This is a genomic window from Algimonas ampicilliniresistens (assembly GCF_030159955.1).
GTDB classification, from domain to species: domain Bacteria; phylum Pseudomonadota; class Alphaproteobacteria; order Caulobacterales; family Maricaulaceae; genus Litorimonas; species Litorimonas ampicilliniresistens.
Window position 1 is genome coordinate 480,983 of sequence record NZ_BSNK01000002.1, and the last position, 23,473, is coordinate 504,455.

A 23,473-nucleotide genomic window follows, 5' to 3' on the forward strand; every position below is an offset into this window, starting at 1 on the left:
TATGTCTAAAACGGTTCACGAGGTCGATCTCTGCGTTATCGGCGCAGGCTCTGCAGGACTTTCGGTCGCTTACGGCGCGTCGCATCTGGGACGGTCCGTCGTTTTGTTTGAGCGCGAAGATATGGGCGGTGATTGCCTCAACACAGGCTGCGTGCCGTCCAAGGCGTTGATCAAGGCGGCCAAAGTTGCGCATGATCGCCGCCATGGCTCGGAATATGGTATTGCGCCAGTGGAACCCGACATCGATTTCAAGGCCGTGAAAGCCCATGTTCAGGGCGTGATCGACCAAATCGCGCCAGTCGATTCGGTCGAACGATATGAAGGCTTCGGCGTCACCGTAATCACCGAAGATGCACGTTTCGAAGATGAAAAAACCATCGTCTCCGACAGCCATATTGTTCGCGCCAAACGGATTGTCGTAGCGGCTGGATCACGCGCCTCTGCCCCGCCTATTCCGGGCCTCGCCGATGTGCCTTACCTCACCAATGAGAGCATCTTTCAGGTCTCGACGCTGCCTAAACATCTGCTGATCATCGGGTCCGGCCCGATTGGTCTGGAAATGGGGCAAAGCTTCCGCCGTCTTGGCTCCAAAGTGACCATTGTCGATATCGCTGAACCGCTCGGTCGCTCCGATCCTGAACACGCCAAGACTTTAATCGAGGCCCTCAAATCCGAAGGCGTCGAGTTCCGCGCCCCCGTTAAAACTAAAAAAGTCTCCAAGACGGCCCGGACGTTCAAGATCGAGTTTGAAGATGGCGAAGCGATCACAGGCTCGCATTTGCTGGTCGCCGCTGGCCGCGCACCGAATGTTGACGGACTCGATCTAGAAAAAGGCGGCGTTAAATATGACCGCTCCGGCATCCAGACGGATGAAGCCCTGCGTACATCGAACCCGCGCGTCTATGCGGCGGGCGACATTGCGGCGGGCAAGGGCGGGCTGACCCATGCAGCGGGCTTTCACGCTGGCGCGCTGATCAAGAACCTCTATTTTATGCCGCCGGGATTGGGTGGGATGTTCGCCAAAGCGACCACCAACCGCATGCCTGCCGTGATTTATACACAGCCCGAACTCGGAAATATCGGCGCAGGCCATAACGACGCGGCCAAAACCTTACATTTCGATTTCGAGGAAAACGATCGCTCTATCGCCGAACGCGACACGGTGGGCGGGCTGAAGCTCTATCTCGACGCCAAAGGCAAAGTGATCGGCGCGTCCTGTCTGGGCAGCCAAGCCGGGGAGATCATCAATACGGTCAGCCTCGCCATGGCGGGTAAGCTCAAACTCAGTCAAATATCCGGGATGATCTCGCCCTATCCAACCCGGACCGAAGTGGTGAAACGCACCGCCTCATCCAACTTCACTGAGGCAATCTTTGGTCCCAAAGCCCGCGCCTTGGCCGGGTTTTGGGCCAAATTCCAATAACGCGTAAGCGGTCCGTAAACGCATTGTGGAATGCCACAAAACTTTAATGTCCGCGGGCCGTATCAGCGCTATAATGGGTGAATGTCTGCCCCTGCGTCACGACCTGCTCTGAGCTATACCTTCGCGCGCCAGCACGGCGTTATCGCTGTGCCGGGCGTGGATGGATCGGTCACACTGGCGCATAAAGCGTCTGCGTCGCGTGACGCGCTGATCGAAGCGCGCCGGGCCGTCGGCCACACTGTTTTACGCGAAACCCTGACACCGGAAGCCTTTGAGCAGCGGCTTAGCAGCATTTATGCGCAAGCCGATCTGGCGGGTGCGTCAGAAGATGCGCTCGGCGCACCGCAGGATTTGTCCGCACTCGCCGATGGTCTGCCGCGCACGTCGGACTTACTGGACAGCTCAGATGACGCGCCGATCATCCGCTTGATCAATGGAGTTTTGCAGGAAGCCATTCGGTCCCGCGCGTCCGACATCCATATTGAGCCGTATGAGGAGCGCCTGTCCGTGCGCTTTCGGATTGACGGCACTTTGTCGGAAGCTTTGTCACTTCCCGCCCGCCTCGCGCCCGCTCTGACCTCGCGTGTCAAAGTGATGAGCCGACTGGATATTGCCCAGAAACGCATTCCGCAGGATGGTCGCTTTTCACTTAATCTTGGCGAACGCGCGATCGATCTGCGCGTCTCGACCTTGCCGTCTCGCCATGGTGAACGGGTAGTGATGCGGATTTTGGAAAAAGATAATCAGCGCATGGCTCTCGAAGAACTCGGCATGGCAGAGGCCGTGCAAGAGGCTTTTGCCAGCGCATTGGCGCGACCCAATGGCATCATCCTCGTCACCGGGCCGACGGGCTCGGGTAAGACAACCTCGCTCTATGCGGCGCTGTCCCGGCTCAATGATGGGTCGCGCAATATTCTTACGGTTGAAGACCCGGTCGAATATGCGCTCGACGGGATCGGGCAGACGCAGGTCAATAATGCGGTTGGGATGAGCTTCGCCGCCGGGCTACGCGCGATCCTGCGCCAAGACCCGGACGTGGTCATGGTGGGGGAAATCCGCGATCCGGAAACGGCGGAAATTGCGGTGCAAGCATCGCTGACCGGCCATCTTGTCCTCTCCACGGTGCACACCAACTCTGCCATCGCCTCCGTTGCGCGTCTCCGTGACATGGGGGTGGAGCCGTTCTTGTTATCGTCAACACTGACCGCATTGGTCGCGCAGCGTCTGGTTCGCCGCCTCTGCGATGGCTGCAAGGACCCTTATACGCCAACGGCGGCTGAACGGGCTGAGCTTGGCATCAAGGGACGTGGCCTGACATTTTATAAGCCGGTCGGTTGTCCGAAATGTTCGGGCGTCGGGTTTTCGGGTCGACTTGGTATTTACGAAATTGTGCCGATGGACGAAACGATGCGCGGGATGATCCATGCGGGTGCAACCGAATCTGAGATGGCCACACATGCTTTTGCCAGCCGTCAGACTTTGCTGGCGGACGGGGCCGATAAGGTTGCGGCGGGCCTGACCAGTTCAGACGAAGTTTTGCGCGTCTGCCGCTCGGACGAGATCTAGCGCGTGGATGCGTTCGATTATGCCGCGCTCGACGCCTCGGGGACACGGCGCAAAGGCACGCTCATGGCCGGGTCGGCGCGGGCGGCGCGGGATCAATTGCGTGCGCGGCGGCTAACTCCGGTTGAGGTTAAACCGTCCCGCAAACGTGCTCGGTCGGATGAAACGGCAGAGGCGGGACGATCGCGCATCAAGCGCGCTCATATCACCCGCGCCGCCCGCCAGCTCGCCATTCTCATTTCTGCGGCGACCCCAGTTGAGGAAGCGCTGCGCATCACGGCACTGCAATTTGAACGCTCCCGTCTGCGCGGAGTTCTGCTCGACGCGCGCGGGCAAGTGATGGAAGGCGCAAGGCTCAGCGAAGCGCTGTCGCGTCATCCTAATGTGTTCGATCCGCTATTTACCGCCATGGTCGCGGCGGGGGAAACGGCGGGGCAACTGGGCCCCGTGCTAGAGCGCCGCGCCGACGATATGGAAGCCGCCGATGCTATCCGCCGCAAAATATTGGGCGCGACCATCTATCCATTACTGCTCATGGCTGTCGCCTTGATTGTGACCATTATCTTGCTAACGCTGGTTGTGCCGAAAGTGGCGGAGCAATTTGTCGTGCTCGGCGAAACCCTACCGCCTTTGACACGCGGCACGATTGCGGCGTCCGATTTCCTGAAGGCGAATTGGTGGGCGCTGCTGATCGGGATTGGTGGGGCTTACCTCCTCTTCTCGCTGTGGAAGCGCCGTCCGTCGGGTCGCAAGATTTGGGACGCGTTCAAGTTGCGTTTGCCCGTGATCGGGCGGATTATCCGTAACCTCGAAGCGGCGCGGTTTTCACGCACGATTGCCGGGTTGATCTCAGCTGGAACGCCAGCGCTCGCTGCGATGGAAACGGCACGCCACACGCTCCGCAACCGGGTCATGTTTGAGGCCGTCGGCGACGCCGTATTGCGCGTGCGCGAAGGCACCGCCGTGAGTGCGGCGCTTAAACAAACGCAGGTTTTCCCGCCGCTCGTCGTGCAAATGGTATTGGGCGGTGAGGCATCTGGAAAGACGGGACAAATGTTCGCTAAATCCGCTGACTATCTGGAGGGCGAGTTTGAAGCGGCGACGCAGATTTTTCTGGCGCTGTTAGAACCGCTCATCATCATCCTTTTGGGCGGGATCGTCTTGCTGATCGCGGCTGCTATTTTCTTGCCCATCTTGCAGCTCAATACGCTGAGTTTTTAAAGTCTAACTTTTAGGAGTGTTTCACGTGAAACAACCGACCGAACATTCAAGAAACCGGCAGCCCCGAAATAGATCGGCAGAAGATGGATTTACTCTAACTGAAGTGTTGGTCACGATGGCCATTATCGGTTTGCTGGCGACAGGCGTCGTGTTGGCGGTGCTGCCGCGACTGGGCGATGCATCAATTACCAAGGCGCGCGCCGATATCGCTTCATATGAAACGGCGATGGAGTTCTTCCGATTAGATCATTTCCGTTTCCCGACGGAACAGGAAGGGCTGCAAGCGCTCGTTGAAGCGCCCGCTGGTTTAAACGCGGCGAAATATCCAGCAGAAGGCTATGTGCAACGGTTGCGCGATGACCCGTGGGGCAATGCTTATGTCTATCGTAACCCCGGTGAATTCGGAGCCTTCGATATTCTGAGCTATGGCGCGGATGGACAGGAAGGCGGCGAGGGCGCCGATGCTGACATTGGCAACTGGCAGTAAAACCTATCGCGATGAGGGTTTCAGCCTCGTCGAATTGCTGGCGGTCCTCGCGATCCTATCTCTCATGGTCGGCGCGGTCGTGCTGAATCTGCCGCAACCGCGCTCTCAGACTGACCGCACCACGGAAGCCATGGCGGCGCAGCTAACGCGGTTTCTAGGTGACGGCGCGGTGGCGGGTGAAATGCGCGCCCTTGGTCTTGATGCTGAGACGCTGAGCCTGTTCCGGCATGACGGGACGCAGTGGGTGCGCAGCGCGGACCTGTCTTGGCCCGACGATGCCCGATTGAGCCTAGAGCGCGATGGTCAGCGCCTAGACATCCCTGAAACATCAGAGCCAATTTTATTGTTCGAGCCCTATGGCGTAGTGCCGGATTTCACATTCACGCTCAGTGCGCGTGATGCGCGCTATGAGTTGAGCGCCGATGCACGCGGTCAAATCGTTCGCACGGTTGACCGATGATCCGACAGACTCGAAAACAAGACGGATTCACGCTGGTCGAGGTGCTGGTCAGCCTCGCCATTTTCAGCCTCGCTATTGTCGGACTTAACCGCGCGGCGACCTTGGCCGTGTCGGGTACGGCCACGTTGCAACTTCGCACGCATGCGGGGTTCGTCGCCGACAATGCAGTCGTGCTGACCCGGATCGCGCCATTAGATCTTGGAACTGAGCGCAGCCAGGTCGATTCCGGCGGCATGGCATTTGATGTGGTCGTGGAAACCTCCGCGACGGACCAGACAGGGTTTTACGAAATCGCGGTTCGCGTGACCGAGCGTGACCAGGACCGCATTGTGTCCGAGCGTCGGGCCTTTCGCTATGTTCAGTCCGTAATCGCCCCCCCGCCCGATCAAGATAATGGCGAGACGTCAGAATGATCGGAGTAAAGACAAACGCTGATTGCGCCGCCGGCTTCACCTTGGTTGAAGTCCTCGTCTCAATGTTCATCTTCTCCCTAATTAGCGTCGGCGCTCTGATCGCCTTGTCGACCACATTGGATGCGCGCGAAGCGGCGGAAACGCGATTGGAGGAGATTGAGCAACTGTCCGCGGCACGCCGGCTCATGGCCGAAGATTTCGCGGAGATGATATACCGCAAGAATCGCGACGGGTTGGGCGGGTTTATCGACCGAACCCGCGAGGCGGCTCAGACGGATGGGTTTACGCTCACGCGCCGGGGTCGCCCGAATCCTGATGGCGTCTTTGCACGCGGTGATTTGTTGCGCGTGTCGTGGCGGGTCGAGAGTGGTCAGCTCATCCGGGCCTTCTTACCGCACGAAAACCCAGCTTTTGTCGAACCGCCTATCGACAGGGTTGTTCTGGACGGTGTTGAATCGATTCTGGTGGAAGCGATTAGCCAACCGATCAATAACATTGCCAGCCTCCTCGAACAGGTGCGGCGCGATTATACGGCAGACCAAACATTGGGTGTGAAGGCGGTATCGATCACACTCATCCACGCGGACGGGACGACGACGCGCCATGTCTTCGGATCGCCCGATGCGTAGACCCCTCAATATGCGCGAGGACGGAACCGTTCTACTGAGTACACTGCTTGTACTCAGTTTGATGAGTGCGGTTGCATTGGCTTTGCTGACAACGCTGCGAACCTCTGTGACTCGGAGCGGGACATTGGACGCTCAGGCGCAAGTGGACCTCTATGCTCAAGGAGCGCGAGAGTTTACCGCCTCACAGATTGAAAGCGTCGCGGGTGAGGAACCTGCGACGCTCAACGCCCGTCTCGCTGAGCCAGAACCCATTATCCTGCCCTTCGAAAATGGATCGATGACCCTAGTTGTCAGCGACGGCACCCATTGTTTCCGGCTCAGCGCCTTATCGGATACATCCGGGCTGGGGTCGGACACGGCGCGACTGCGGTTCGAAGCGCTGATGGGCGCGCTCGGCATTGATCCGGGAACGGCGGGGAGAATAGCCGCGGCGAGTGTTGATTGGGTTGATGCAGATTCGCAAGCTTTGCCCGGTGGCGCGGAAGACGGGATTTATATGTCGAGAGCTCAACCGCACCGCACCGCCAATGTCCCGATGGTGTCTGTCAGCGAGTTACGGGCCGTTGACGGTATGGATGAGGTGCTATTTCAGCGTCTCTTGCCGCATCTTTGCATCGGTGAGACCGGCGCTCCCACACAATTCAACATCGAGACCGCCAACTCGGGTCATGCGCCCGTCCTCGCTGCGATTCTTGGCGGTGGGCTCGACGCAGAGCGGGTCGCGCTTGAGCTTATTGAGCAACGACCCTCGGGCGGTTACGGCTCATCCGAGACTTTGCTGGCATCGCCGATCTTGCAGGATTTCGACAATTCGGCGGCGCAATTTGACGGTATTGTCTTTGGTCCGCAGCGGATTGTGGTTGAAGCGATTATCCGGTTTGGACCGGTGCAGCGTGCGCAGCTTCTGGCCTATGAAGGGCTAGACAGTAGGCGTCCGAAACTCACATACCGGGTGTGGGGCAGCGGCGAATTTCCGTCATTGGCCTGGGCACGTTTAATTGCGGAGGAGACGGAACAGTGATCGACAGTGTCCTGATCCTGCCAGAGAGTGACGGCCATGAGGCTTTGCTGGCGCGGCGCTCGCGCGGCTCAATCGAGGCGTCGCGCGGCGATATTGATGCACTCGCGCCATTGCTATCCAGCCCATATGCGATGGTCCTGCCGGGCCAGCGTGTGCGATCCTTTCTCACCGATCTACCGGACAATATCAAAGGCGCTGAGCGGCTCAATATTGCGCGTTTTGCCCATGAAGACCGGATCGCGACCGATCTGTCAGCTCTGCACATCGTGGTTGGATCGGGCGATCCCGCGCCGACCTTGATGGTAAGCACAGATACGATGGATGCCGTGTTGGGACGGTTTAATCCGCATACGCTTCTGGCAGATTTCGATGCGCTGAGCGATCTTGCGGGCGACGATGTGAGAGTGCTGGGCCGCGTCGTGACACCCGGGCCGCAAGGTATGACCGTAGATGCCGATTGGGCGGATGCGCCTGTCACTGTTCTAGATGACGATACGCTTGCGCGCGCCATATTTAACCGGCTCGACAGTGGGGATGCGCTTGATCTGCGCAGTGGGACCTACCGTCGCCGGACCCAAATTCAGGCGGGGCCTTGGGCGCGCGTGGCCGCTGTCGCGCTGGTCTGCGGGCTCTTGGGATTTGGCCTTTCCTTCGCGGAGGCGCGCGCCACAGCCGCTCAGGCAGACACGCTGAGAAATCAGGCACGCACGCTTTACACTCAAGCGACGGGACAACCCGCCCCGGAAAATCTCGCGCGGATCGCGCGTAGCGTCGGACCCACGGACACGGACCCGGCGGCGTTTTTAGCGTTGTCCAACACGCTGTTTGCCGCCCTGTCCAATCATCCGGATATTGTGGTCGAGCAGCTATCCTTTGAGGCGCGCGAGAACAGTTTACGCTTGCGACTGGTCTATCCGGGATTTGGCGCGCCGAGCGCGCTCGAACAGACGGTTGCCGCATCGGGCGCCGTCTTCACAACTGGCGGCGTGCGTGAACAAGGCGGACGCTTCATCGGCGATGCGGCGATTAGCTTGGGAGGGGCCCAATGATCACCGCGCTGACCGGCTGGTGGGACGGACGCGAACCCCGTGAGCGATTCTTGCTGATGGGGCTCGGCCTTATCTTGATGGTTTTCCTGCTCGTCTTTGCCTTAATCTTACCGGTGCAATCGGTCCGGGCCAACGCTCAAACGGATCTGGATCGGGCTAAGTCGGAACTGGCCATCGTCTCGCGTATCGCGCCGACTTTAGGGGCGGCGGGGACCGGAGCTCGCGCGCCGTTTGACCGCTCCGTTCTGATCAATGTGTCGGGCACCCACGGGGTCAAGCTGACACGGGTGCAGCCCGGCGATGACGGGTCGTTTGCGGTCTGGATCGATGATGCGCAGACGGCCAGCCTCTACGGTGTGTTCGACGATTTACTGAGCGACTATGCCGTGACGATGGACCGCGCCGTGGTGAGCGTAGATGCAAACGGGCGGCTAAGTGCGCAGTTTACCGTTCGGTGATGGGTTGGAAGCTTAAGTACCCGCTGCGCTCCGGATAAATCCGGCTCAACGCGGCGTGACGGCAAGTCGGTCCACCAGACTGATTCTCACGTTACGCGTATTTCTCACCCAGATAAACGCGGCGCACATCTTTGTTGGCGCGGATTTCTTCGGGCGTGCCTTCAAATAAGGCCTCGCCCTGGAACAGGATTGAGGCGCGGTCGACAATGTCGAGCGTTTCGCGGACGCGGTGATCGGTGATCAGGATGCCAATGCCGCGCTGTTTCAGATAGAGCACCAGCTCGGAAATATCGGCAATGGCGATCGGGTCGATCCCGGTAAAGGGTTCATCGAGCAGGATGAAAGACGGACGGCTGGCGAGCGCGCGCGCGATCTCGACGCGGCGGCGTTCCCCGCCTGACAGCGCCAAAGCGGGCGATTTTCGGATGTGACCGATGTTGAGTTCATCGAGCAGCGCGTCGACATTATCGTCCCACTTACTGCGATCTTTTTCTGTGAGCTGAACCACTGCCTTGATATTTTCCTCGACCGACAGCCCGCGGAAGATACTTTGTTCTTGCGGCAAATAGCCTACGCCGAGGCGTGCGCGCTGATACATGGGCAGACCCGTAATATCCTGACCGTCCAGCGTGATTGACCCGCGATCCGCTTCGATAAGGCCCATAATCATGTAGAAACTGGTCGTTTTACCCGCGCCGTTCGGTCCCATCAGCGCGACGACTTCGCCGCGTTGAACCGTCAGGGTAATGTCTTTGACGACAACCCGCCCGCGATAAGCTTTGCCGATATTATTCGCGGCCAGTCCTGTGGCCGGCGGCGTAATGATTTCGGGCGCGTTGCCAGATCCACCGGCAGGCTGCTCTTCGCCCGCAATAGGATCGTCCACCGTTTGGCTATCAAGCGTCTCAGCCATGCCTAGCTATTGCTCGCAGCAGCATTTGCATCCGGCGTGTTCTTGATCAGGATCGCGACCCGGCCCTGACGCCCACATTGACGACCCTTACAGTCGGAAACGACGCGCGCTTTTTGTGAACTAAGCTCATAGATTAGCCGCTTGCCTCGAACGATGCTGTCATCTTGCACCAAAACAACATCGCCTGTGACTTCAAACGTGTCGCTTGAGGCCATATAGACGCCCATATTGCCGCGCACTTCCTGCTCGGGCGTGATGTAATAAAAATTCCCGGTGGCGACGATCCGTTCAATATCGCCCGCGACCGTGCCGACGGTCGGCCCCGCATTGTCGGCGGCCTTACTGTAAATCACCATCTGATCCGCCAGAATTCGGACCTCGCCTTGGCGGGCATCGACTTGTCCGGTCAGCGTCGTGACGCCTTTGGACGACACAGCGTCATCAGCGTAAAGTTCGATATTGCCGCCGGAGGAGCCCGCAAACTGCGCCAAAGCTGAGCTGGCAAATGCCAATGCGGCGAAAAGGCCCGCTATAAAGTAAAAGACGGATTTCATAGTCAGTCCTGACCTTCGAGAGTTATCGTGACGCGCCCGTTATTGTCGCAGGCCCGGCCTTGGCACTGGCCGGAAAAACGGATTGTCTCAGTCACTGTGTCATAGACGAGGCGGTCGGTCGAGACCGTGTTGCCGCCGGGTTGCACGACCGTGACGTCACCTGTGACGGTGACGCGGGATTGATCCCGCTCATAAACGCCGCGATCGCCGCGCACATCGTTCTCTTCGGACACATAGCGGAAGCTACCCGTGCCGATAATTTCGCGGACCGCGCCGAGGCGAAGCGATCCAGGGGACGCATTCACGGCTCTGTCGCGCAGAATTTTCATTTCGTCGGAATAGATAGTTGATCCGTCTTGAACCACGACGACATCGCCAACCAGATCCGTGGTGCCGCCATAATAGGTCGCCTGCTGCGCCTTCACATTGATCGGGCCGTCGCCGTCAAAGCCGAAAATCGGCCGCGCTTGGGTCGCATCCGTCTCTAGTGATCCGCGCAATCCGGCGGGATTGTCGCTGTCGCGATTAATGATCCCGTCCATGCCGTCCTTAAAGACGTAGGTGCGGTAATTATCCAAGATTTCGTAGGTGGTCCCATTGACCGTCCCGAAATTGCCCGCGCAACGGATCGGTTCTTCCCCGGTAATGCGTTTGTCACGCGCAAAGATGCGGGCATGGGTCGTGACGCAACGATAGCCATCATCCGTTTCCAGAATAACATTCTGCCGGATATCGTCGGCCAAGCTCGTATCGGTTCTCAGATCGAGGATTTTGTTGATGTCGTCATAGCTGCCGCCATCCGCCTCAACGAAGGAACTGGCCGCCCCGTCCGCGCGGATGAATTCCAGAACGGGTTTGATCAGTGCGACCTCATTGCGGTCTTCAAGCTGGCGCGTCGCCGTATCGGATGTGAGGTAGAAGGGCAGCCCGTCTGAGGTTCGGCCACTATAGCGCGGATTGATCATGCGCACGGATGTGTCTGGATCATCCGCGATCACCACTTCGCTGCTCTGGGTCGCAAAGTAAAACACCAGCAGCGCAATCAGGGCGACAGAAATGCCGATCAGCGTTTTACGCAGCAGCGCGATCCTCTGCGTGTGCTTGCGCGCCGCTTCTAAAGTCAGGGTGCGCTTTGGCTCCCATAGGCCCAGCGCGTCGCTCGCAGCATGGGACCGTATTGGCAAAGCAGGTTGTAAGGACAGATCAGCCATCTCGCGCGTGCCTATAAAGACCTGTGATCACTTTGGGTAGTGTTGGTGTGCGCGGATGAGGGGTTTGTAAGGGGCGGGCCTGCGAGTCCCGTCCACAAGGACGGGCACATAAATAGGAAAAGAGTCCTTTTCTTTTCTGTTCACTTTATGTTCTAATCCGATCTCGCTGGACTGACTTGTCTGCGCAGCCCGGATTGGGCCCGGCGCGTGGGCGGCTGACCGACCCTAAAGACGGACTCTATTGCTGTGCGCAAGCCCGATACGATTGAACATCTCTATCTCGACTTCGACAGCTTCTTTGCGAGCTGCGAACAGCAGCGCCGTCCGGAGCTGCGCGGCCGGCCTGTTGGGATCACGCCAACGACCGGTAATGACGGGATGGGCAGTGGCGGGGTGATTGCCGCGTCTCGGGAAGCGAAGAAGGCGGGGCTACGCAGTGTGGTCAGCCGTCGGGACGCGCTGAAAATCTGCCCTGATATGGCGTTCGTCCCGCAAGACCCGGCCTTTTACCGCGAAGTGCATCACGGCGCGCAGGCGTCGATCAAAACGGTGCTGCCGATTGCTAAGGTCATGTCGATTGATGAGTTGTCATGTGAGCTTAGGCCACAAAACATTGACGACCCGCTTGGCACCGCCGTGCGGATTAAGCGGGCCTTGGCCGAGGGGATCGGGCCCTATGTCACCGCCTCAATCGGTTTTGCGCCGAACGGACACCTCGCCAAAATCGCCTGTAAGGAAGATAAGCCGAACGGGGCGACCGTCTGGCGGCCCGAAGATCTGCCGGACGCCCTGCTCCACATTCCGCTCGGCGGGGTTCCGGGGATCGGCAAAGGCATGACGGCGCGGCTTGAACAAAACGGCATCACCGACATGGCGGGCTTGCTGGCGACCGGGCCGAAGCAGCTGCGTAAAATCTGGGGCAGCGTCGCCGGGGAACGGTTCTGGTACGCGATGCAGGGCCATGAGGTCATTACGCAGAAATCCAAGCGCGGCATGATTGGGCATGGCCGGGTTTTGCCTGCCAAATGGCGAGGCTTAAGCGAACCCTATGGCTGCGCGCGCATGTTGCTGACCAAAGCTGCGCGGCGGCTGCGGCGCGAGAATTTCTACGCCAACACGCTCTATGTCAGCCTCAAGATCCGCGCCCGTCCGGGGGAAGAGCCGCGACGCTGGGCGGATGCCACGGAGCTGCATAGCGCCAATGACGACCGCACTTGCCTGAAGGCGCTGGACCGGATCTGGCAACCGCTCGCGGCCAAGTTGGAGCAGTTGCCCTTCGTCAATATCGCCCATGTCATGATTAGTTTTTCAGGGCTGGTGCCGATCGGCGGCCGTCAGCTTGATCTCTGGGCGACGGAGGATCCGGAGCGTCAGCGATGGGAGCACGTCACCCGTACGATCGATCAGTTGAACGCCGCCGCCAATCGATCCCTGATCACGGTCGGGCCGTGGTCGCCGCCGCCGGGCGGCAATGCGGGCGGCAAGATCGCCTTTACCCGAGTCCCGCAAGCGGAGGATTTCTGGTGAGTTGGAAGTCAACGCTACAAATGTCAGACCTCAGTCCGCCAGAGCGGATCGAGATGATTTGCGGTGGCTGCGGCCATGTCACGAAAGTCTATCCGGGTGATCCGTTGATCGACCAATATGGTCATCTTTATCTGGATGAGCTGGAACGCCGCGCCCGCTGTCGCCGCACCGCGCTGAAGGGAAAGACAGGCGGGTGCAGCGGGCCGATGCGCCTATTGCTGTGTAGCGATGAGGAGACGCACGCCTTTCAGGCGGGCATCGCGTAGGGTCGTTAGTCGGCGCGGCGTAGACGGTGGGAGAAAATATCGACTTCGTCCCAACCCATCCGATCCAGACGGCAGCGTGTGTTGAGGAAATCAAAGCAGCTTTGTGCCACCTCGAGTCGGTCTTCACGAACCAAGCGGGCCGTGAGGATCGTGCGAAGCTGGTGCAAATAGAGCACGTCGGACGCGGCATAATTCATCTGTGCTTGGGTTAGCTCATCGGCGGCCCAATCAGAGCTTTGCTGCTGTTTGGAGAGATCCACGCCGAGCAGTTCGCGGGTGAGATCCTTGAGGCCGTGACGATCTGTATAGGTCCGCACCAGGCCCGAGGCGATTTTCGTGCAGAAAATACCCATTGTATCGACACCGAGGTCGCGCTGCATGATCGCCACATCGAAGCGGGCAAAATGGAACAGCTTGGTGACGTCCTCATTTAGCATCAGTGCCTTCAGGTTCGGCGCGTCATATTTATCGCGGTCCATCTGCACGATGTGGGCGTCGCCATCGCCAGCGGAAAGCTGCACAAGGCAAAGCTTGTCCCGCACGAGCGAGAGCCCTTGGGTCTCTGTATCAATGGCGACAGCGCGTCCAAAATCAATGCCGTTGGGGAGGTCGTGTTTATGCAGGTGTATTGTCATCCGCGCGGCCTATCGTTTTGCACCTTTTCTAACAACCAATTTTGGCAATGCCCGATTTTCGGCGGTCCGCAGCCCGGTGGCATGTTAGAGAACCTTATGTTGATGCTGTCCGAGCCAGAAATCTATCAGGCCTTCCTATCGCGAACAGATGTTCCGGGTGCGATTATCGGCGTGCGCACAACAGGCGTTTTCTGCCGGACGGGCTGCCCAGCCCGCGCGCCAAAGTTCGAAAATTGCGAGTTTTTCGATGGCGCGGAGGCGGCTCTCCGCGCGGGCTATCGGGCTTGCAAACGCTGCCATCCGGCAGGCGAAGATCATGCGCTGGTGCGCGCCGTCATCGCATTAGTCGAAGACAGTGAGGATGGGCGCGTCGATGAAACCGCATTGCGCGCAGCCGGCATTGATCCCTCCACGGCAAGGCGGCGGTTTAAGGACCGGCTCGGCATGAGTGTGGCCGATTATGCGCGGCTCCGGCGCTTAGGGCTTGCGGCCAAAGCAATGGCCGACGGCGCGAGTGTGATTGAGGCGCAGTTGGAGGCTGGGTTTGACAGCCCGTCAGGTTTCCGCAGCGCCTATGCCAAGACATTTGGTCAAGCTCCCGCAAAAGGAACGGCTGATCCGCTCTTTGTCGATTGGCTCGATATGCCCGTTGAAAATGGCGGCGGGCGCATGATTGTCGTGGCCGATGAGCGCGCGCTTTATTTGATTGAATTTGTCGACCGCGTGAAACTCCCGCGTCAGTTTGAGCGGCTGCGCCGCATTCATGGTCGCGCCATCGTGCCCGGACAGACGGCCGTGACGCAGACGATCCGCCGCGAAATGGAGGAGTATTTCGCAGGCGTCCGTCGGAACTTCTCAGTCGTGATCGAAACCGCTGGGACAGAGTTTCAAAGCGGCGTCTGGGATCAGTTGCGCACTATCCCATACGGCGAAACCTGGAGTTATGCTGACCTCGCCGTGGCCATTGGTAATGACAAAGCGGTCCGCGCCGTCGCCTCGGCTAATGGGGCAAATGGCCTTGCTATCGTCATTCCCTGCCACCGGGTCATCGCCTCTGATGGTGGGCTCGGCGGTTATGCGGGCGGCATTGACCGGAAGGCACGTTTGCTGGCTTTAGAACGCGCACATCTGATTTGATGAGTTGAGAGACACACGAACCGAACCCGCCGCTATACTTTCGCTGTCGCAGCCCCTATCTGCCCGGCCATGATCGACCCGAAAAATATCGACCTTAAAGATCTTGATCCCGAACATGCCAAAGCCAAGGCTTGGCCGTTCGAGGAAGCGCGTAACATCCTCAAACGGCTGTTCATTGAAGGGAAGCGCGGGATTAAGCGTGACGGCCCGGTCGTGTTTGAAACGGGCTACGGCCCGTCAGGTCTGCCGCATATTGGCACCTTTGGCGAAGTGGTGCGGACCAGCATGGTGCGTCATGCGTTCAAAACCATCACAGGTGGACAGATCCCGACGACCATTCTTTGCGTGTCAGACGATATGGACGGGATGCGCAAAATCCCGTCGACCGTGCCAGACGCGACCATGCTTGAAGACCACATGCAGAAGCCGCTGACCGACGTGCCGGACCCGTTCGGAACGCACGAGTCCTATGGCGCGCATATGAATTCAAGGCTGAAGGCGTTTTTGGACGGGTTTGGCTTTGACTATGATTTCCGCAGCGCGACCGCGCTTTACAAAAGCGGCGCCTATGATGCCTATCTGCTGCGCGCGCTGGAAAAGTTCGATGACATTCAGGCTGTGATGCTGCCAACGCTGGGCGAAGAACGCCGCGCGACCTATTCACCATTCCTACCGATCAGCCCGACCACGGGCCGGGTACTCTATGTGCCGATGAAATCCGTGGATGCGAAAGCAGGAACGATTACCTTTGATGATGAAGGCGGGACTGAGGTTACGATTCCGGTCACGGGCGGGAATGCTAAGCTGCAGTGGAAGCCTGATTTCGGCATGCGCTGGGCCGCGCTTGGCGTGGATTTCGAAATGTTCGGCAAAGACCATCAGGACAATGCGCCGATCTATTCCAAAATCTGCCGAATTCTCGGCGGCGAAGCGCCCGTCCAATATGTCTATGAATTGTTTCTCGACGAGAAAGGCGAGAAGATTTCCAAGACTAAGGGCAATGGTATTTCGGTCGAAGACTGGCTCACCTACGCGCCGGCAGAGTCGCTTTCACTGTTCCAATTCATCCGTCCGCGGGTTGCGAAGAAGCTCTATTTCGATGTCATCCCGAAGATGGTCGACGAATATTACCAGCATCTCGCCGCCTATGCGGGACAGGACGAAAAGGCCCAGCTTAACAATCCGGTCTGGCACATTCATTCCGGCAAGCCGCCGAGCTATATTCCGCCGCTGACCTATCAGTTGCTGCTCAATCTGGTGAGCGCGGCTAATGCGTCGTCCAAGGATATTCTGTGGGGGTTCATCACGCGCTATGCGCCGGATGCCACGCCAGAGGATAATCCAGAACTGGACCGTCTCTGCGATTATGCCGTGCGCTACTACCGTGATTTCGTCGCCCCGACGAAAGACTATCGCGACCCGACGGATCAGGAGCGTGCCGCGCTCGCCGACCTAGCCGGACGGTTACGCGCGGTTCCAGAAACGGAAGCGAAAGACGGTGAAGCCTTGCAAACGATCACCTTCTCGGTTGGCAAAGATCATGATTTCGACAATCTGCGCGACTGGTTCAAAGGCATTTACGAAGTCACGATGGGTCAAAGCCAAGGCCCGCGTTTTGGTTCGTTTGTGGCGATCTATGGCCCGGAAGAAACCGCCGACATGATTGAGGCACGGCTGAGCTAGTCGATCACAGCTGCACTCTCACACGCCATTCATAGTTTTGTGCTAAGGCGGTGGGGATGAAAGCCCTCTTCGCCCTCATACTCCTACTACTCGCATGGCCCGCACACGCGTCTGACGTGGCGCGGGCGCTCTTATATGATGGCCAGTATGAGCAGGCGCGCGCATCAGCTCTGGCTGAGGATACGGTCGCCGGGCTCAATATTGCCGCCGAAGTGATGGCCGCCGAGATCATGCTGATGCGGGTCGATGACGCTAAGGACCACGCCAAGGACGCCATCAAACTGGCGGACGATGCACTCGACCGTGATCCCGACAATATCGACGCTAAATTTATGCGCGCCCTGCATACGGGTTTTCGCACGCGAAGCAGTTCGCCGTTCGCGATTGTCATGAAGGGTTTGGTCGGGAAAACGCGCACGGCGATTGAAGAGTTTGAGGCAGCCGCGCCGGGTGACCCGCGTGCGGACGCGCTTTATGGCGCTTGGCATCTCGGCATTGTCCGGGGGGCGGGCGACGGCAAATTTGGCGCCTCGCTTAGTGAAGGTCTGGCGCATTATGACGCCGCCATTCTGGCCCGGCCCGACGACATAGTGGTCATGGGCAATTACGCATTTTCGCTGATCGTGATGGATGATCCGGCGCTCCTGCCACGGGCGCGCGCGCTTCTTTTGCAGATTGAGGCGACGGAGCCGGACGGCGCGACAGAAGCCGAAACACAGACGCGTATGCTCAGCTTGTTAGCGGTCATTGATGACCCCGACGCTCTGAAAGCCCGATCAAAAGGCCTGCTCAATACCGAAGAGCCAGCCTAGCTCCACACCGTCAGAATCTATGATATAGAGCTGGCATGTACACCGTCGAATTCGCCTGGTTCTGTCTTGATTTACCTGATCACGCCACGGTCGAGGCTTACACCTCTCCGCCCAACCCGCTCTTTCCAAATAGCCGCGTGACAACGCGGTGGGTGTTGTCGCTCGAGCGCTATGAAATGACCGCGCATCTGAGCGCGAGTCGAGACCTGTCGGAACTCAGCCGGATGGCGTCAGATAAGACGGGTCTTCGCGCGGAGCCGTTCAACCGCAACGGCATTCCGGGCATGCGCTACGGGGCTTATGATCTTGATCGCACCCAGATTGAGTGGTGGTTTTATCTGCACGGGCTGACCCTTTCACTGAGTCTCGCGGCCAAGGGTTATCCGCGCACGCTCCCGACTGAGATCGAACGGATGGAACATGAAACCATCATTGAAAGTGTGCGGCGGGCCAGCGCGACCCACTAAGCGCGCTATGATTTCAGCCGTTCCGCGTGCCAACGCACATGATCAGCCATGAAGCTCGAAATGAAATAATAGCTATGGTCGTAGCTGGGGTGCAGACCCAAGCTCAGATCAATTCCAGCCTCCGCGCAAGCGGCGCGTAAGGCATCCGGCTTTAACTGTTCGTCCAAAAACTGATCCGCCTCGCCCTGATCGACCCGCAGCGCGTCAACCCGCGCGCCATCTTGGATCAAGGCCACCGCGTCATAGTCTCGCCATGCGTTCCGGTCCTTGCCGAGATAGCCGCCCAACGCTTTCTCGCCCCACGGGCAATCGATTGGATGACAGATCGGCGCAAAGGCAGAGATCGATTTGAACCGATCCGGGTTGCGCAGCCCGATGGTCAACGCGCCGTGACCACCCATGGAATGACCGGTGATACCTTGCCGCGACATGTCGACGGGAAATTGCGCTGCGATCAACGCTGGCAACTCGGTCTCTATATAGCTGCGCATCTGATAATGTTGGGCGAAGGGCGCTTCCGTCGCATCGACATAAAAGCCCGCCCCCTGACCAAAATCATAGGCGTCATCATCCGGCACATCGTCCCCGCGCGGCGACGTGTCGGGCGCAATAAAGATGATTCCCTGTTCGGCGCATGTGGCGCGATATTCGCCCTTTTCCGTGACGTTGGCATGGGTGCAGGTCAGACCCGATAGATACCAAAGCACCGGGAACGGGCCGTCGCCATCTGGTACAAAGGCGGAAAACGTCATCGGCGTTCCCGTGGCGGCACTGTCATGGCAATAAACGCCTTGGGTGCCGCCACGGACGTGGTTGGTGGAAATCGTCTGCAAGGTTTAGCTGCTAGAGACGAAAGCGCAGATTTTGTTACCGTCCGGATCGCGCAAGTAAGCGCCGTAAGGATTGCCGGGCGCGCCGGAGCGGGGGCCGGGCTCGCCTTCACAGGCTCCGCCATTGGCACAGCCAGCCTTGTGAAACGCATCGACCTGTTCCGGTGTCTCGGCCTTAAAGCCAATGGTCCCGCCATTGGCATAGGTGGCGGGTTCACCATTGGCTGGATGGCCAACGCCAAAAGCGCCGCCATCGGGCGAACTATAAAAAGCGCGGTCGCCCATATTGCGCCCGGTAATGCCCAGCGCCCCTAACGCCGCATCATAAAAAGCAATTGATCGCGCGGGGTCATTCGCCCCAACCATAATGTGAGTGAACATAGTCTCTCTCCTTTAGTAAACGATAACGCTGCGGATGCTTTCGCCGGCGTGCATCAAATCGAAGGCTTTATTGATGTCGTCGAGTTTAAGGCGGTGGGTGATCATCGGGTCGATTTCGATCTTGCCGCTCATATACCAATCGACGATTTGCGGCACATCGGTGCGGCCTTTCGCGCCGCCAAAGGCGGTGCCTTTCCAGACCCGGCCTGTGACCAGTTGGAAGGGTCGCGTGCTGATTTCCTTGCCCGCTTCGGCCACGCCGATCACGACCGACACGCCCCAGCCGCGATGGCAGGCTTCCAGCGCGTCGCGCATCACGTCCGTATTGCCGGTCGCGTCAAAGGTGAAATCCGCGCCGCCATCCGTTAGCGCGACGAGGTGTTCGACCAGATTGCCGTCAACGGTCTTGGGATTGACGAAGTCGGTCATGCCGAAGCGCTCGCCCCAGCTTTTTTTGTCGTCGTTGAGATCGACACCGACGATCTGTCCGGCCCCGACCAAGCGCGCGGCCTGAATGACATTGAGGCCGATCCCGCCGAGGCCGAAGACAATCACGCTATCGCCCGCTTGGACTTTGGCTGTTTTCGTGACGGCGCCGACGCCAGTTGTGACGCCACAGCCAATATAGCAGCTTGTGTCGAACGGGGCGTCGGTACGAATTTTAGCAAGCGCGATTTCGGGCAGGACGGTGAAGTTCGAAAAGGTCGAGCAGCCCATATAATGATAGATGGCCTGGCCTTTGTAGGAGAAGCGCGACGTGCCGTCCGGCATCAAGCCTTTGCCCTGCGTGGCGCGGATGGCGGTGCAGAGATTGGTCTTGCCCGACAGGCAGCTTTTACATTGGCGACATTCGGGCGTGTAGAGCGGAATGACATGATCGCCGACCGCGACGCTGGTTACGCCCGCGCCGATCTCGCGTACAATACCCGCCCCTTCATGGCCGAGCACGCTGGGGAACAGGCCTTCACTGTCAAACCCGTCCAGCGTGTAAGCATCGGTATGGCAAACGCCCGTCGCCATGATTTCAACGAGCACTTCGCCGGGTTGCGGCCCCTGGAGGTCAAGCTCGACAATTTCGAGCGGTTGTTTGGGGGCAAAGGCGACGGCGGCACGAGTTTTCATACAGTGAGTTTAGAGGCGCATGGCGAGAATGGCCATTGCCGAAAACGCTTTTCCTCTCACCTTCGTGAGAGGATGGTTCAGCTTTCGGCCTTCGCCTCTTTCCGGATAGCGCTGGCTCGCTTTTTCTCGCTCTCGCTCTTCAACTGGCCACAGGCCGCCATAATATCCTCGCCGCGCGTTTTACGCACGGGGGCGGCGAGTCCGGCTTTTTTCAGCCGCGTCGCAAAGTCTTCAATCGTGTCCATATCGGAACAGACATAGGGGCTGCCAGGCCAAGGATTGAACGGGATCAAGTTGACCTTGGCGGGAATGCCTTGCAACTTGGTGATCAAATTGCGTGCATGTTGCGGCGTGTCGTTCACGCCTTTGAGCATGACATATTCAAACGTAATCCGGCGCGCATTGGACAGCCCCGGATAATCGCGACAGGCTTGCAGCAACACATCCAGCGGATATTTCTTGTTGATCGGCATGATCTTTGTGCGGGTTTCGTCATCCGCCGCATGCAGGCTGATCGCCAGCATGGTGTTACTCTCCGCGCCGACGCGGCTAATGTCCGGGACCACGCCTGATGTGCTGACGGTGATGCGGCGGCGGCCAATCGCAATGCCCTGATCATCGCTGATCGTGTCGATCGCCTTGATCACATTATCCGTATTATACAGCGGCTCGCCCATACCCATAAAGACGATATTGACGAGGCTTCGCGGTTCAAAGGCAGAGGGCCATTCGCCCAGATCATCCCGGCAGATCATAACCTGCAACACGATCTCGGCAGGCGTCAGATTGCGGACCAGACGCTGCGTGCCTGTATGGCAGAAGGTACAGGTCAGTGTGCAGCCGACTTGAGAGCTGACACAAAGCGCACCGCTGCGCGAGACGTCGGGAATGAAGACGCTTTCAACTTCGATGCCTGGCGCCATGCGGATTAGATATTTGCGGGTTCCGTCTTCACTAATCAGGCGCTCGACAATTTCGGGACGCTCTAGCGTGAAGCGTTCTTCCAGCTCGGCGCGAACGCCCTTGGCGATGTTCGTCATCTGATCGAACTCGGTCACGCCCCAATGATAGATCCAATTGAACATCTGGTTCGCACGCATGCGAACTTTTTTCGGCTCTATACCCATCTCGGTCAGATGCGCGGCGATCTCCTCGCGCGACAGGCCGGGCAGACGCACGCGACCATCCGCTGTGCGTCCGACGAGCGATGTCGCTGGCGTGGTATCAAGAAGGGTCGTGGACATGGTGAGCCGCGATATAGGGGAGGGGGCAGGTGAAGACCAGCCGCTCCCTCACTGTATGGCAGAAGGCTCCGCGGCATCGCTCGTCGGGGGCACCAAAAAGTCGCTCCCAGAGATAGCTCAAATGGGACAGCTCAATTTCAATTGGCCGATGCGGCTAGTTGAACATCGTGCCTTCATAAGGGCTGTCCAGCACGAACACGGGAATATCGATATCGTAAGCGTCGCCATTGTCAGACTCGACGCGGTAAGATCCGCTCATCATGCCGGATGGCGCAGATAAAGGCGCGCCGGATGTATAGCGAAACTGCTCGCCGGCCTTCACGACGGGTTTTTCCCCGATGACGCCTTGGCCGCGTACTTCCTGAACTTGGCCGCGACTATCGGCAATGTGCCAGTAACGGCCCGTGACGCGCAGATCATCGTCAGACTGATTGTCGATCTCGACCGTGTAGGCCCAGATGAAGCGGCTATCAGACGGGCTGCTTTGCTCGGCCAGATATTCCGGTTCAACCCGGACAATAATGTCTTTGGTGCGTTGTTCGAATAGGGGGGGCATGGTGGGCGGAACGGCCGCCGTCGTGCCAGTTTCGGATGAGCCGTGATCTGTAGGCTTGTCCATAATATCCCCTCTCCCATGTCTGGTTGGGATCGCCCCATCCCCTCTCACCAGACAGTTGCAAGCTTCCACGATGATTACAGGCTTGCAACCATTTTAGGGAGTTGAAACCCATCTTTTCGCAGTAAGCGCCGTCGGGCTCTTCTCGGCCATTGCGGAGGGCGCGACGCGAATATCGCAGCAAATTTGATAATTCGTCCACCTTTTCAATGGTCCCGCCGCTTGAGGGGGTCGGCTTGCGCGCATAGGCTCCCCCCATGATCCTGCCGTCTCAGCAGATCGCCGCGTTGATCGACGCTGGCCATATCCGTCTCGGCGATGAGGGGGGTCAGGTTGCGCATGACGCACTGCCGCAAACCCTCCAACCTGCGTCATTGGACCTGACCTTGGGACGCCGCGCCTACCGGATGCGCGCCTCGTTTCTGCCGGGAACCCAAGCGCGCGTGGCTGACGGGATCAAGGCGCTGTGCTTGCACGAAATTGATTTGGATTCAGGCGCAGTGCTGGAAACGGGCTGTATCTATCTGGTTGAATTGCAGGAAAGCCTCGACCTGCCGGACGTGCTGTCGGCGCTGGCGAACCCTAAAAGTTCGACGGGGCGGCTCGATGTGTTTGCCCGCGTCATCGGCGAAGCGTCAGATCGATTCGATGCGTTGCCCGCAGGCTATAGCGGACCGCTCTGGCTTGAAATTGCCCCACGGACCTTCCCGATTTTGGCCCGAACGGGGGACCGGGTTTCACAAATTCGGTTTAAACGCGGCAAGCCCGCACCACTGCGCCGTCAGACTGTATCCGTCGATCTGTCACCGGGTTTGGAAACGGTCGGCTATCGGGCGCGCCGCCATTCGGGTTTGGTTGATCTGCGCGGGATCGGCGCACATTCGGCGCTCGATTATTGGGAGCCCATTCGTCTGACCTCTATATCTGGTCAGGGGGGCGGCCTCATCTTAGAGCCGGAAGAATTCTACATCCTCGCCAGCCGCGAAGCGGTCGAAATTCCTGTCACTGAAGCGGCGGAAATGGCGCCGATCGACACAGAAATTGGTGAGTTTCGCGCGCATTATGCAGGCTTTTTTGATCCCGGTTTCGGTGTCGCCGAAGCTGGCGGATTGGGTAGTCGTGCCGTGCTTGAAGTCCGGGGCCGCGACGTCCCCTTCCTGCTCTCACATGGTCAGCCGGTCGCGCATCTGGTCTTTGAAGCGCTCGCCGAGCAGCCGACAGAGCTCTACGGTGCAAATGGCAGCTCCTATCAAGCGCAGGGCTTGCGCTTGTCAAAGCACTTTGCTGACTGACCGGGCATAGCCCAGGTTAAGACCTCTAAGATTGCAAAGCCCCTTGCTGATTGCTACGT

Annotated in this window: 26 protein-coding genes; 17 read left to right on the plus strand and 9 right to left on the minus strand. The window is 58.8% G+C overall.

The annotated features are described in order from the left end of the window. The first annotated feature begins 1 nt into the window (after position 1). The 10 genes from QQL54_RS10280 (at position 2) to gspM (ending at position 8,724) form a co-directional block, all read left to right on the plus strand. Positions 2 to 1,423, plus strand: a complete 1,422-nt coding sequence (locus QQL54_RS10280) for a dihydrolipoyl dehydrogenase family protein (RefSeq protein WP_284390342.1) — start codon at positions 2 to 4, stop codon at positions 1,421 to 1,423. Positions 1,424 to 1,504: 81 nt separating this feature from the next. After that, positions 1,505 to 2,989, plus strand: a complete 1,485-nt coding sequence (gspE, locus tag QQL54_RS10285) for a type II secretion system ATPase GspE (RefSeq protein WP_284390343.1) — start codon at positions 1,505 to 1,507, stop codon at positions 2,987 to 2,989. A gap of 3 nt (positions 2,990 to 2,992) precedes the next feature. Next, positions 2,993 to 4,207, plus strand: a complete 1,215-nt coding sequence (gene gspF, locus QQL54_RS10290) for a type II secretion system inner membrane protein GspF (protein ID WP_284390344.1) — start codon at positions 2,993 to 2,995, stop codon at positions 4,205 to 4,207. Positions 4,208 to 4,232: 25 nt separating this feature from the next. Then, positions 4,233 to 4,694 (plus strand): type II secretion system major pseudopilin GspG, encoded by a 462-nt coding sequence (gene gspG, locus QQL54_RS10295; protein WP_284390345.1) that lies wholly within the window; start codon positions 4,233 to 4,235, stop codon positions 4,692 to 4,694. Further along, a complete protein-coding gene (locus QQL54_RS10300; protein ID WP_284390346.1) occupies positions 4,669 to 5,154 on the plus strand; it encodes a prepilin-type N-terminal cleavage/methylation domain-containing protein in 486 nt (161 codons plus the stop codon). Before gspG ends, QQL54_RS10300 begins: the two co-directional genes overlap by 26 nt. Beyond that, complete coding sequence (locus QQL54_RS10305) at positions 5,151 to 5,567, plus strand: type II secretion system protein (RefSeq protein WP_284390347.1); 417 nt, start codon at positions 5,151 to 5,153, stop codon at positions 5,565 to 5,567. The genes QQL54_RS10300 and QQL54_RS10305 overlap by 4 nt, the downstream gene beginning before the upstream one ends. Then, positions 5,564 to 6,196 (plus strand): type II secretion system minor pseudopilin GspJ, encoded by a 633-nt coding sequence (gspJ, locus tag QQL54_RS10310; protein WP_284390348.1) that lies wholly within the window; start codon positions 5,564 to 5,566, stop codon positions 6,194 to 6,196. Before QQL54_RS10305 ends, gspJ begins: the two co-directional genes overlap by 4 nt. Beyond that, entirely contained in the window at positions 6,189 to 7,217 is a 1,029-nt protein-coding gene (gspK, locus tag QQL54_RS10315; RefSeq protein ID WP_284390349.1) for a type II secretion system minor pseudopilin GspK, read from the plus strand. The genes gspJ and gspK overlap by 8 nt, the downstream gene beginning before the upstream one ends. Beyond that, positions 7,214 to 8,266: a type II secretion system protein GspL gene (gspL, locus tag QQL54_RS10320; RefSeq protein WP_284390350.1), complete on the plus strand. Its 1,053-nt coding sequence runs from the start codon at positions 7,214 to 7,216 to the stop codon at positions 8,264 to 8,266. The genes gspK and gspL overlap by 4 nt, the downstream gene beginning before the upstream one ends. Next, positions 8,263 to 8,724, plus strand: coding sequence for a type II secretion system protein GspM (gspM, locus tag QQL54_RS10325; protein ID WP_284390351.1), 462 nt, complete (start codon positions 8,263 to 8,265; stop codon positions 8,722 to 8,724). Before gspL ends, gspM begins: the two co-directional genes overlap by 4 nt. A 91-nt stretch (positions 8,725 to 8,815) precedes the next feature. Here gspM and lptB read toward each other — a convergent pair whose 3' ends face one another. Genes lptB through lptC form a run of 3 tightly spaced genes read right to left on the minus strand, consistent with a single transcriptional unit; the run spans position 8,816 to position 11,402 of the window. Next, positions 8,816 to 9,637 (minus strand): LPS export ABC transporter ATP-binding protein, encoded by an 822-nt coding sequence (lptB, locus tag QQL54_RS10330; RefSeq protein WP_284390352.1) that lies wholly within the window; start codon positions 9,635 to 9,637, stop codon positions 8,816 to 8,818. Between the two features lie 2 nt (positions 9,638 to 9,639). Then, complete coding sequence (locus tag QQL54_RS10335) at positions 9,640 to 10,191, minus strand: LptA/OstA family protein (protein ID WP_284390353.1); 552 nt, start codon at positions 10,189 to 10,191, stop codon at positions 9,640 to 9,642. Positions 10,192 to 10,193: 2 nt separating this feature from the next. Further along, positions 10,194 to 11,402 carry an LPS export ABC transporter periplasmic protein LptC gene (gene lptC / locus QQL54_RS10340; protein WP_284390354.1) on the minus strand — a complete coding sequence of 403 codons (1,209 nt, stop codon included), beginning with the start codon at positions 11,400 to 11,402 and terminating at the stop codon, positions 10,194 to 10,196. Between the two features lie 246 nt (positions 11,403 to 11,648). On the opposite strand from lptC, the gene QQL54_RS10345 reads away from it, so the two are divergent. After that, positions 11,649 to 12,929, plus strand: coding sequence for a Y-family DNA polymerase (locus tag QQL54_RS10345; RefSeq protein WP_284390355.1), 1,281 nt, complete (start codon positions 11,649 to 11,651; stop codon positions 12,927 to 12,929). Then, positions 12,926 to 13,195: a hypothetical protein gene (locus tag QQL54_RS10350; protein WP_284390356.1), complete on the plus strand. Its 270-nt coding sequence runs from the start codon at positions 12,926 to 12,928 to the stop codon at positions 13,193 to 13,195. Before QQL54_RS10345 ends, QQL54_RS10350 begins: the two co-directional genes overlap by 4 nt. 5 nt (positions 13,196 to 13,200) lie before the next feature. Here QQL54_RS10350 and QQL54_RS10355 read toward each other — a convergent pair whose 3' ends face one another. Further along, entirely contained in the window at positions 13,201 to 13,830 is a 630-nt protein-coding gene (locus QQL54_RS10355) for a ribonuclease D (RefSeq protein WP_284390357.1), read from the minus strand. Between the two features lie 96 nt (positions 13,831 to 13,926). Between QQL54_RS10355 and QQL54_RS10360 the strand changes: the two genes are divergently transcribed. From QQL54_RS10360 to QQL54_RS10375, 4 genes are all read left to right on the plus strand, one after another. Further along, the gene (locus QQL54_RS10360; RefSeq protein WP_284390358.1) at positions 13,927 to 14,967 is read left to right on the plus strand and encodes a bifunctional transcriptional activator/DNA repair enzyme AdaA; all 1,041 of its coding nucleotides are present in this window, start codon (positions 13,927 to 13,929) and stop codon (positions 14,965 to 14,967) included. A gap of 69 nt (positions 14,968 to 15,036) precedes the next feature. After that, entirely contained in the window at positions 15,037 to 16,650 is a 1,614-nt protein-coding gene (locus tag QQL54_RS10365; RefSeq protein WP_284390359.1) for a lysine--tRNA ligase, read from the plus strand. Positions 16,651 to 16,706: 56 nt separating this feature from the next. After that, positions 16,707 to 17,462 carry a hypothetical protein gene (locus QQL54_RS10370; RefSeq protein ID WP_284390361.1) on the plus strand — a complete coding sequence of 252 codons (756 nt, stop codon included), beginning with the start codon at positions 16,707 to 16,709 and terminating at the stop codon, positions 17,460 to 17,462. Between the two features lie 35 nt (positions 17,463 to 17,497). Beyond that, a complete protein-coding gene (locus QQL54_RS10375; RefSeq protein ID WP_284390362.1) occupies positions 17,498 to 17,929 on the plus strand; it encodes a hypothetical protein in 432 nt (143 codons plus the stop codon). 5 nt (positions 17,930 to 17,934) lie between these two features. Here QQL54_RS10375 and fghA read toward each other — a convergent pair whose 3' ends face one another. From fghA to apaG, 5 genes are all read right to left on the minus strand, one after another. Beyond that, the gene (gene fghA, locus QQL54_RS10380) at positions 17,935 to 18,762 is read right to left on the minus strand and encodes an S-formylglutathione hydrolase (protein ID WP_284390364.1); all 828 of its coding nucleotides are present in this window, start codon (positions 18,760 to 18,762) and stop codon (positions 17,935 to 17,937) included. A gap of 3 nt (positions 18,763 to 18,765) precedes the next feature. Then, positions 18,766 to 19,140, minus strand: coding sequence for a VOC family protein (locus QQL54_RS10385; RefSeq protein WP_284390367.1), 375 nt, complete (start codon positions 19,138 to 19,140; stop codon positions 18,766 to 18,768). Positions 19,141 to 19,152: 12 nt separating this feature from the next. After that, complete coding sequence (locus QQL54_RS10390; protein ID WP_284390369.1) at positions 19,153 to 20,262, minus strand: S-(hydroxymethyl)glutathione dehydrogenase/class III alcohol dehydrogenase; 1,110 nt, start codon at positions 20,260 to 20,262, stop codon at positions 19,153 to 19,155. A gap of 77 nt (positions 20,263 to 20,339) precedes the next feature. After that, positions 20,340 to 21,506, minus strand: coding sequence for a dual-specificity RNA methyltransferase RlmN (gene rlmN, locus QQL54_RS10395; RefSeq protein WP_284390372.1), 1,167 nt, complete (start codon positions 21,504 to 21,506; stop codon positions 20,340 to 20,342). A 154-nt stretch (positions 21,507 to 21,660) separates the two neighbouring features. Next, positions 21,661 to 22,125, minus strand: a complete 465-nt coding sequence (apaG, locus tag QQL54_RS10400; RefSeq protein ID WP_284390374.1) for a Co2+/Mg2+ efflux protein ApaG — start codon at positions 22,123 to 22,125, stop codon at positions 21,661 to 21,663. A gap of 254 nt (positions 22,126 to 22,379) precedes the next feature. Between apaG and QQL54_RS10405 the strand changes: the two genes are divergently transcribed. Then, entirely contained in the window at positions 22,380 to 23,414 is a 1,035-nt protein-coding gene (locus QQL54_RS10405) for a 2'-deoxycytidine 5'-triphosphate deaminase domain-containing protein (protein ID WP_284390376.1), read from the plus strand. Positions 23,415 to 23,473: the final 59 nt, after the last annotated feature.

Coding starts and splice junctions, on each gene's coding strand:
- QQL54_RS10405 (WP_284390376.1), top strand. CDS start 22,380: ATGATCCTGCCGTCTCAGCAGATCGCCGCGTTGATCGACGCTGGCCAT.
- QQL54_RS10365 (WP_284390359.1), top strand. CDS start 15,037: ATGATCGACCCGAAAAATATCGACCTTAAAGATCTTGATCCCGAACAT.
- QQL54_RS10280 (WP_284390342.1), top strand. CDS start 2: ATGTCTAAAACGGTTCACGAGGTCGATCTCTGCGTTATCGGCGCAGGC.
- apaG (WP_284390374.1), bottom strand. CDS start 22,125: ATGGACAAGCCTACAGATCACGGCTCATCCGAAACTGGCACGACGGCG.
- QQL54_RS10375 (WP_284390362.1), top strand. CDS start 17,498: ATGTACACCGTCGAATTCGCCTGGTTCTGTCTTGATTTACCTGATCAC.
- gspE (WP_284390343.1), top strand. CDS start 1,505: ATGTCTGCCCCTGCGTCACGACCTGCTCTGAGCTATACCTTCGCGCGC.
- QQL54_RS10300 (WP_284390346.1), top strand. CDS start 4,669: ATGCTGACATTGGCAACTGGCAGTAAAACCTATCGCGATGAGGGTTTC.
- QQL54_RS10335 (WP_284390353.1), bottom strand. CDS start 10,191: ATGAAATCCGTCTTTTACTTTATAGCGGGCCTTTTCGCCGCATTGGCA.
- QQL54_RS10305 (WP_284390347.1), top strand. CDS start 5,151: ATGATCCGACAGACTCGAAAACAAGACGGATTCACGCTGGTCGAGGTG.
- QQL54_RS10385 (WP_284390367.1), bottom strand. CDS start 19,140: ATGTTCACTCACATTATGGTTGGGGCGAATGACCCCGCGCGATCAATT.
- lptB (WP_284390352.1), bottom strand. CDS start 9,637: ATGGCTGAGACGCTTGATAGCCAAACGGTGGACGATCCTATTGCGGGC.
- QQL54_RS10390 (WP_284390369.1), bottom strand. CDS start 20,262: ATGAAAACTCGTGCCGCCGTCGCCTTTGCCCCCAAACAACCGCTCGAA.
- gspJ (WP_284390348.1), top strand. CDS start 5,564: ATGATCGGAGTAAAGACAAACGCTGATTGCGCCGCCGGCTTCACCTTG.
- gspK (WP_284390349.1), top strand. CDS start 6,189: ATGCGTAGACCCCTCAATATGCGCGAGGACGGAACCGTTCTACTGAGT.
- QQL54_RS10370 (WP_284390361.1), top strand. CDS start 16,707: ATGAAAGCCCTCTTCGCCCTCATACTCCTACTACTCGCATGGCCCGCA.
- rlmN (WP_284390372.1), bottom strand. CDS start 21,506: ATGTCCACGACCCTTCTTGATACCACGCCAGCGACATCGCTCGTCGGA.
- QQL54_RS10355 (WP_284390357.1), bottom strand. CDS start 13,830: ATGACAATACACCTGCATAAACACGACCTCCCCAACGGCATTGATTTT.
- lptC (WP_284390354.1), bottom strand. CDS start 11,402: ATGGCTGATCTGTCCTTACAACCTGCTTTGCCAATACGGTCCCATGCT.
- QQL54_RS10360 (WP_284390358.1), top strand. CDS start 13,927: ATGTTGATGCTGTCCGAGCCAGAAATCTATCAGGCCTTCCTATCGCGA.
- gspM (WP_284390351.1), top strand. CDS start 8,263: ATGATCACCGCGCTGACCGGCTGGTGGGACGGACGCGAACCCCGTGAG.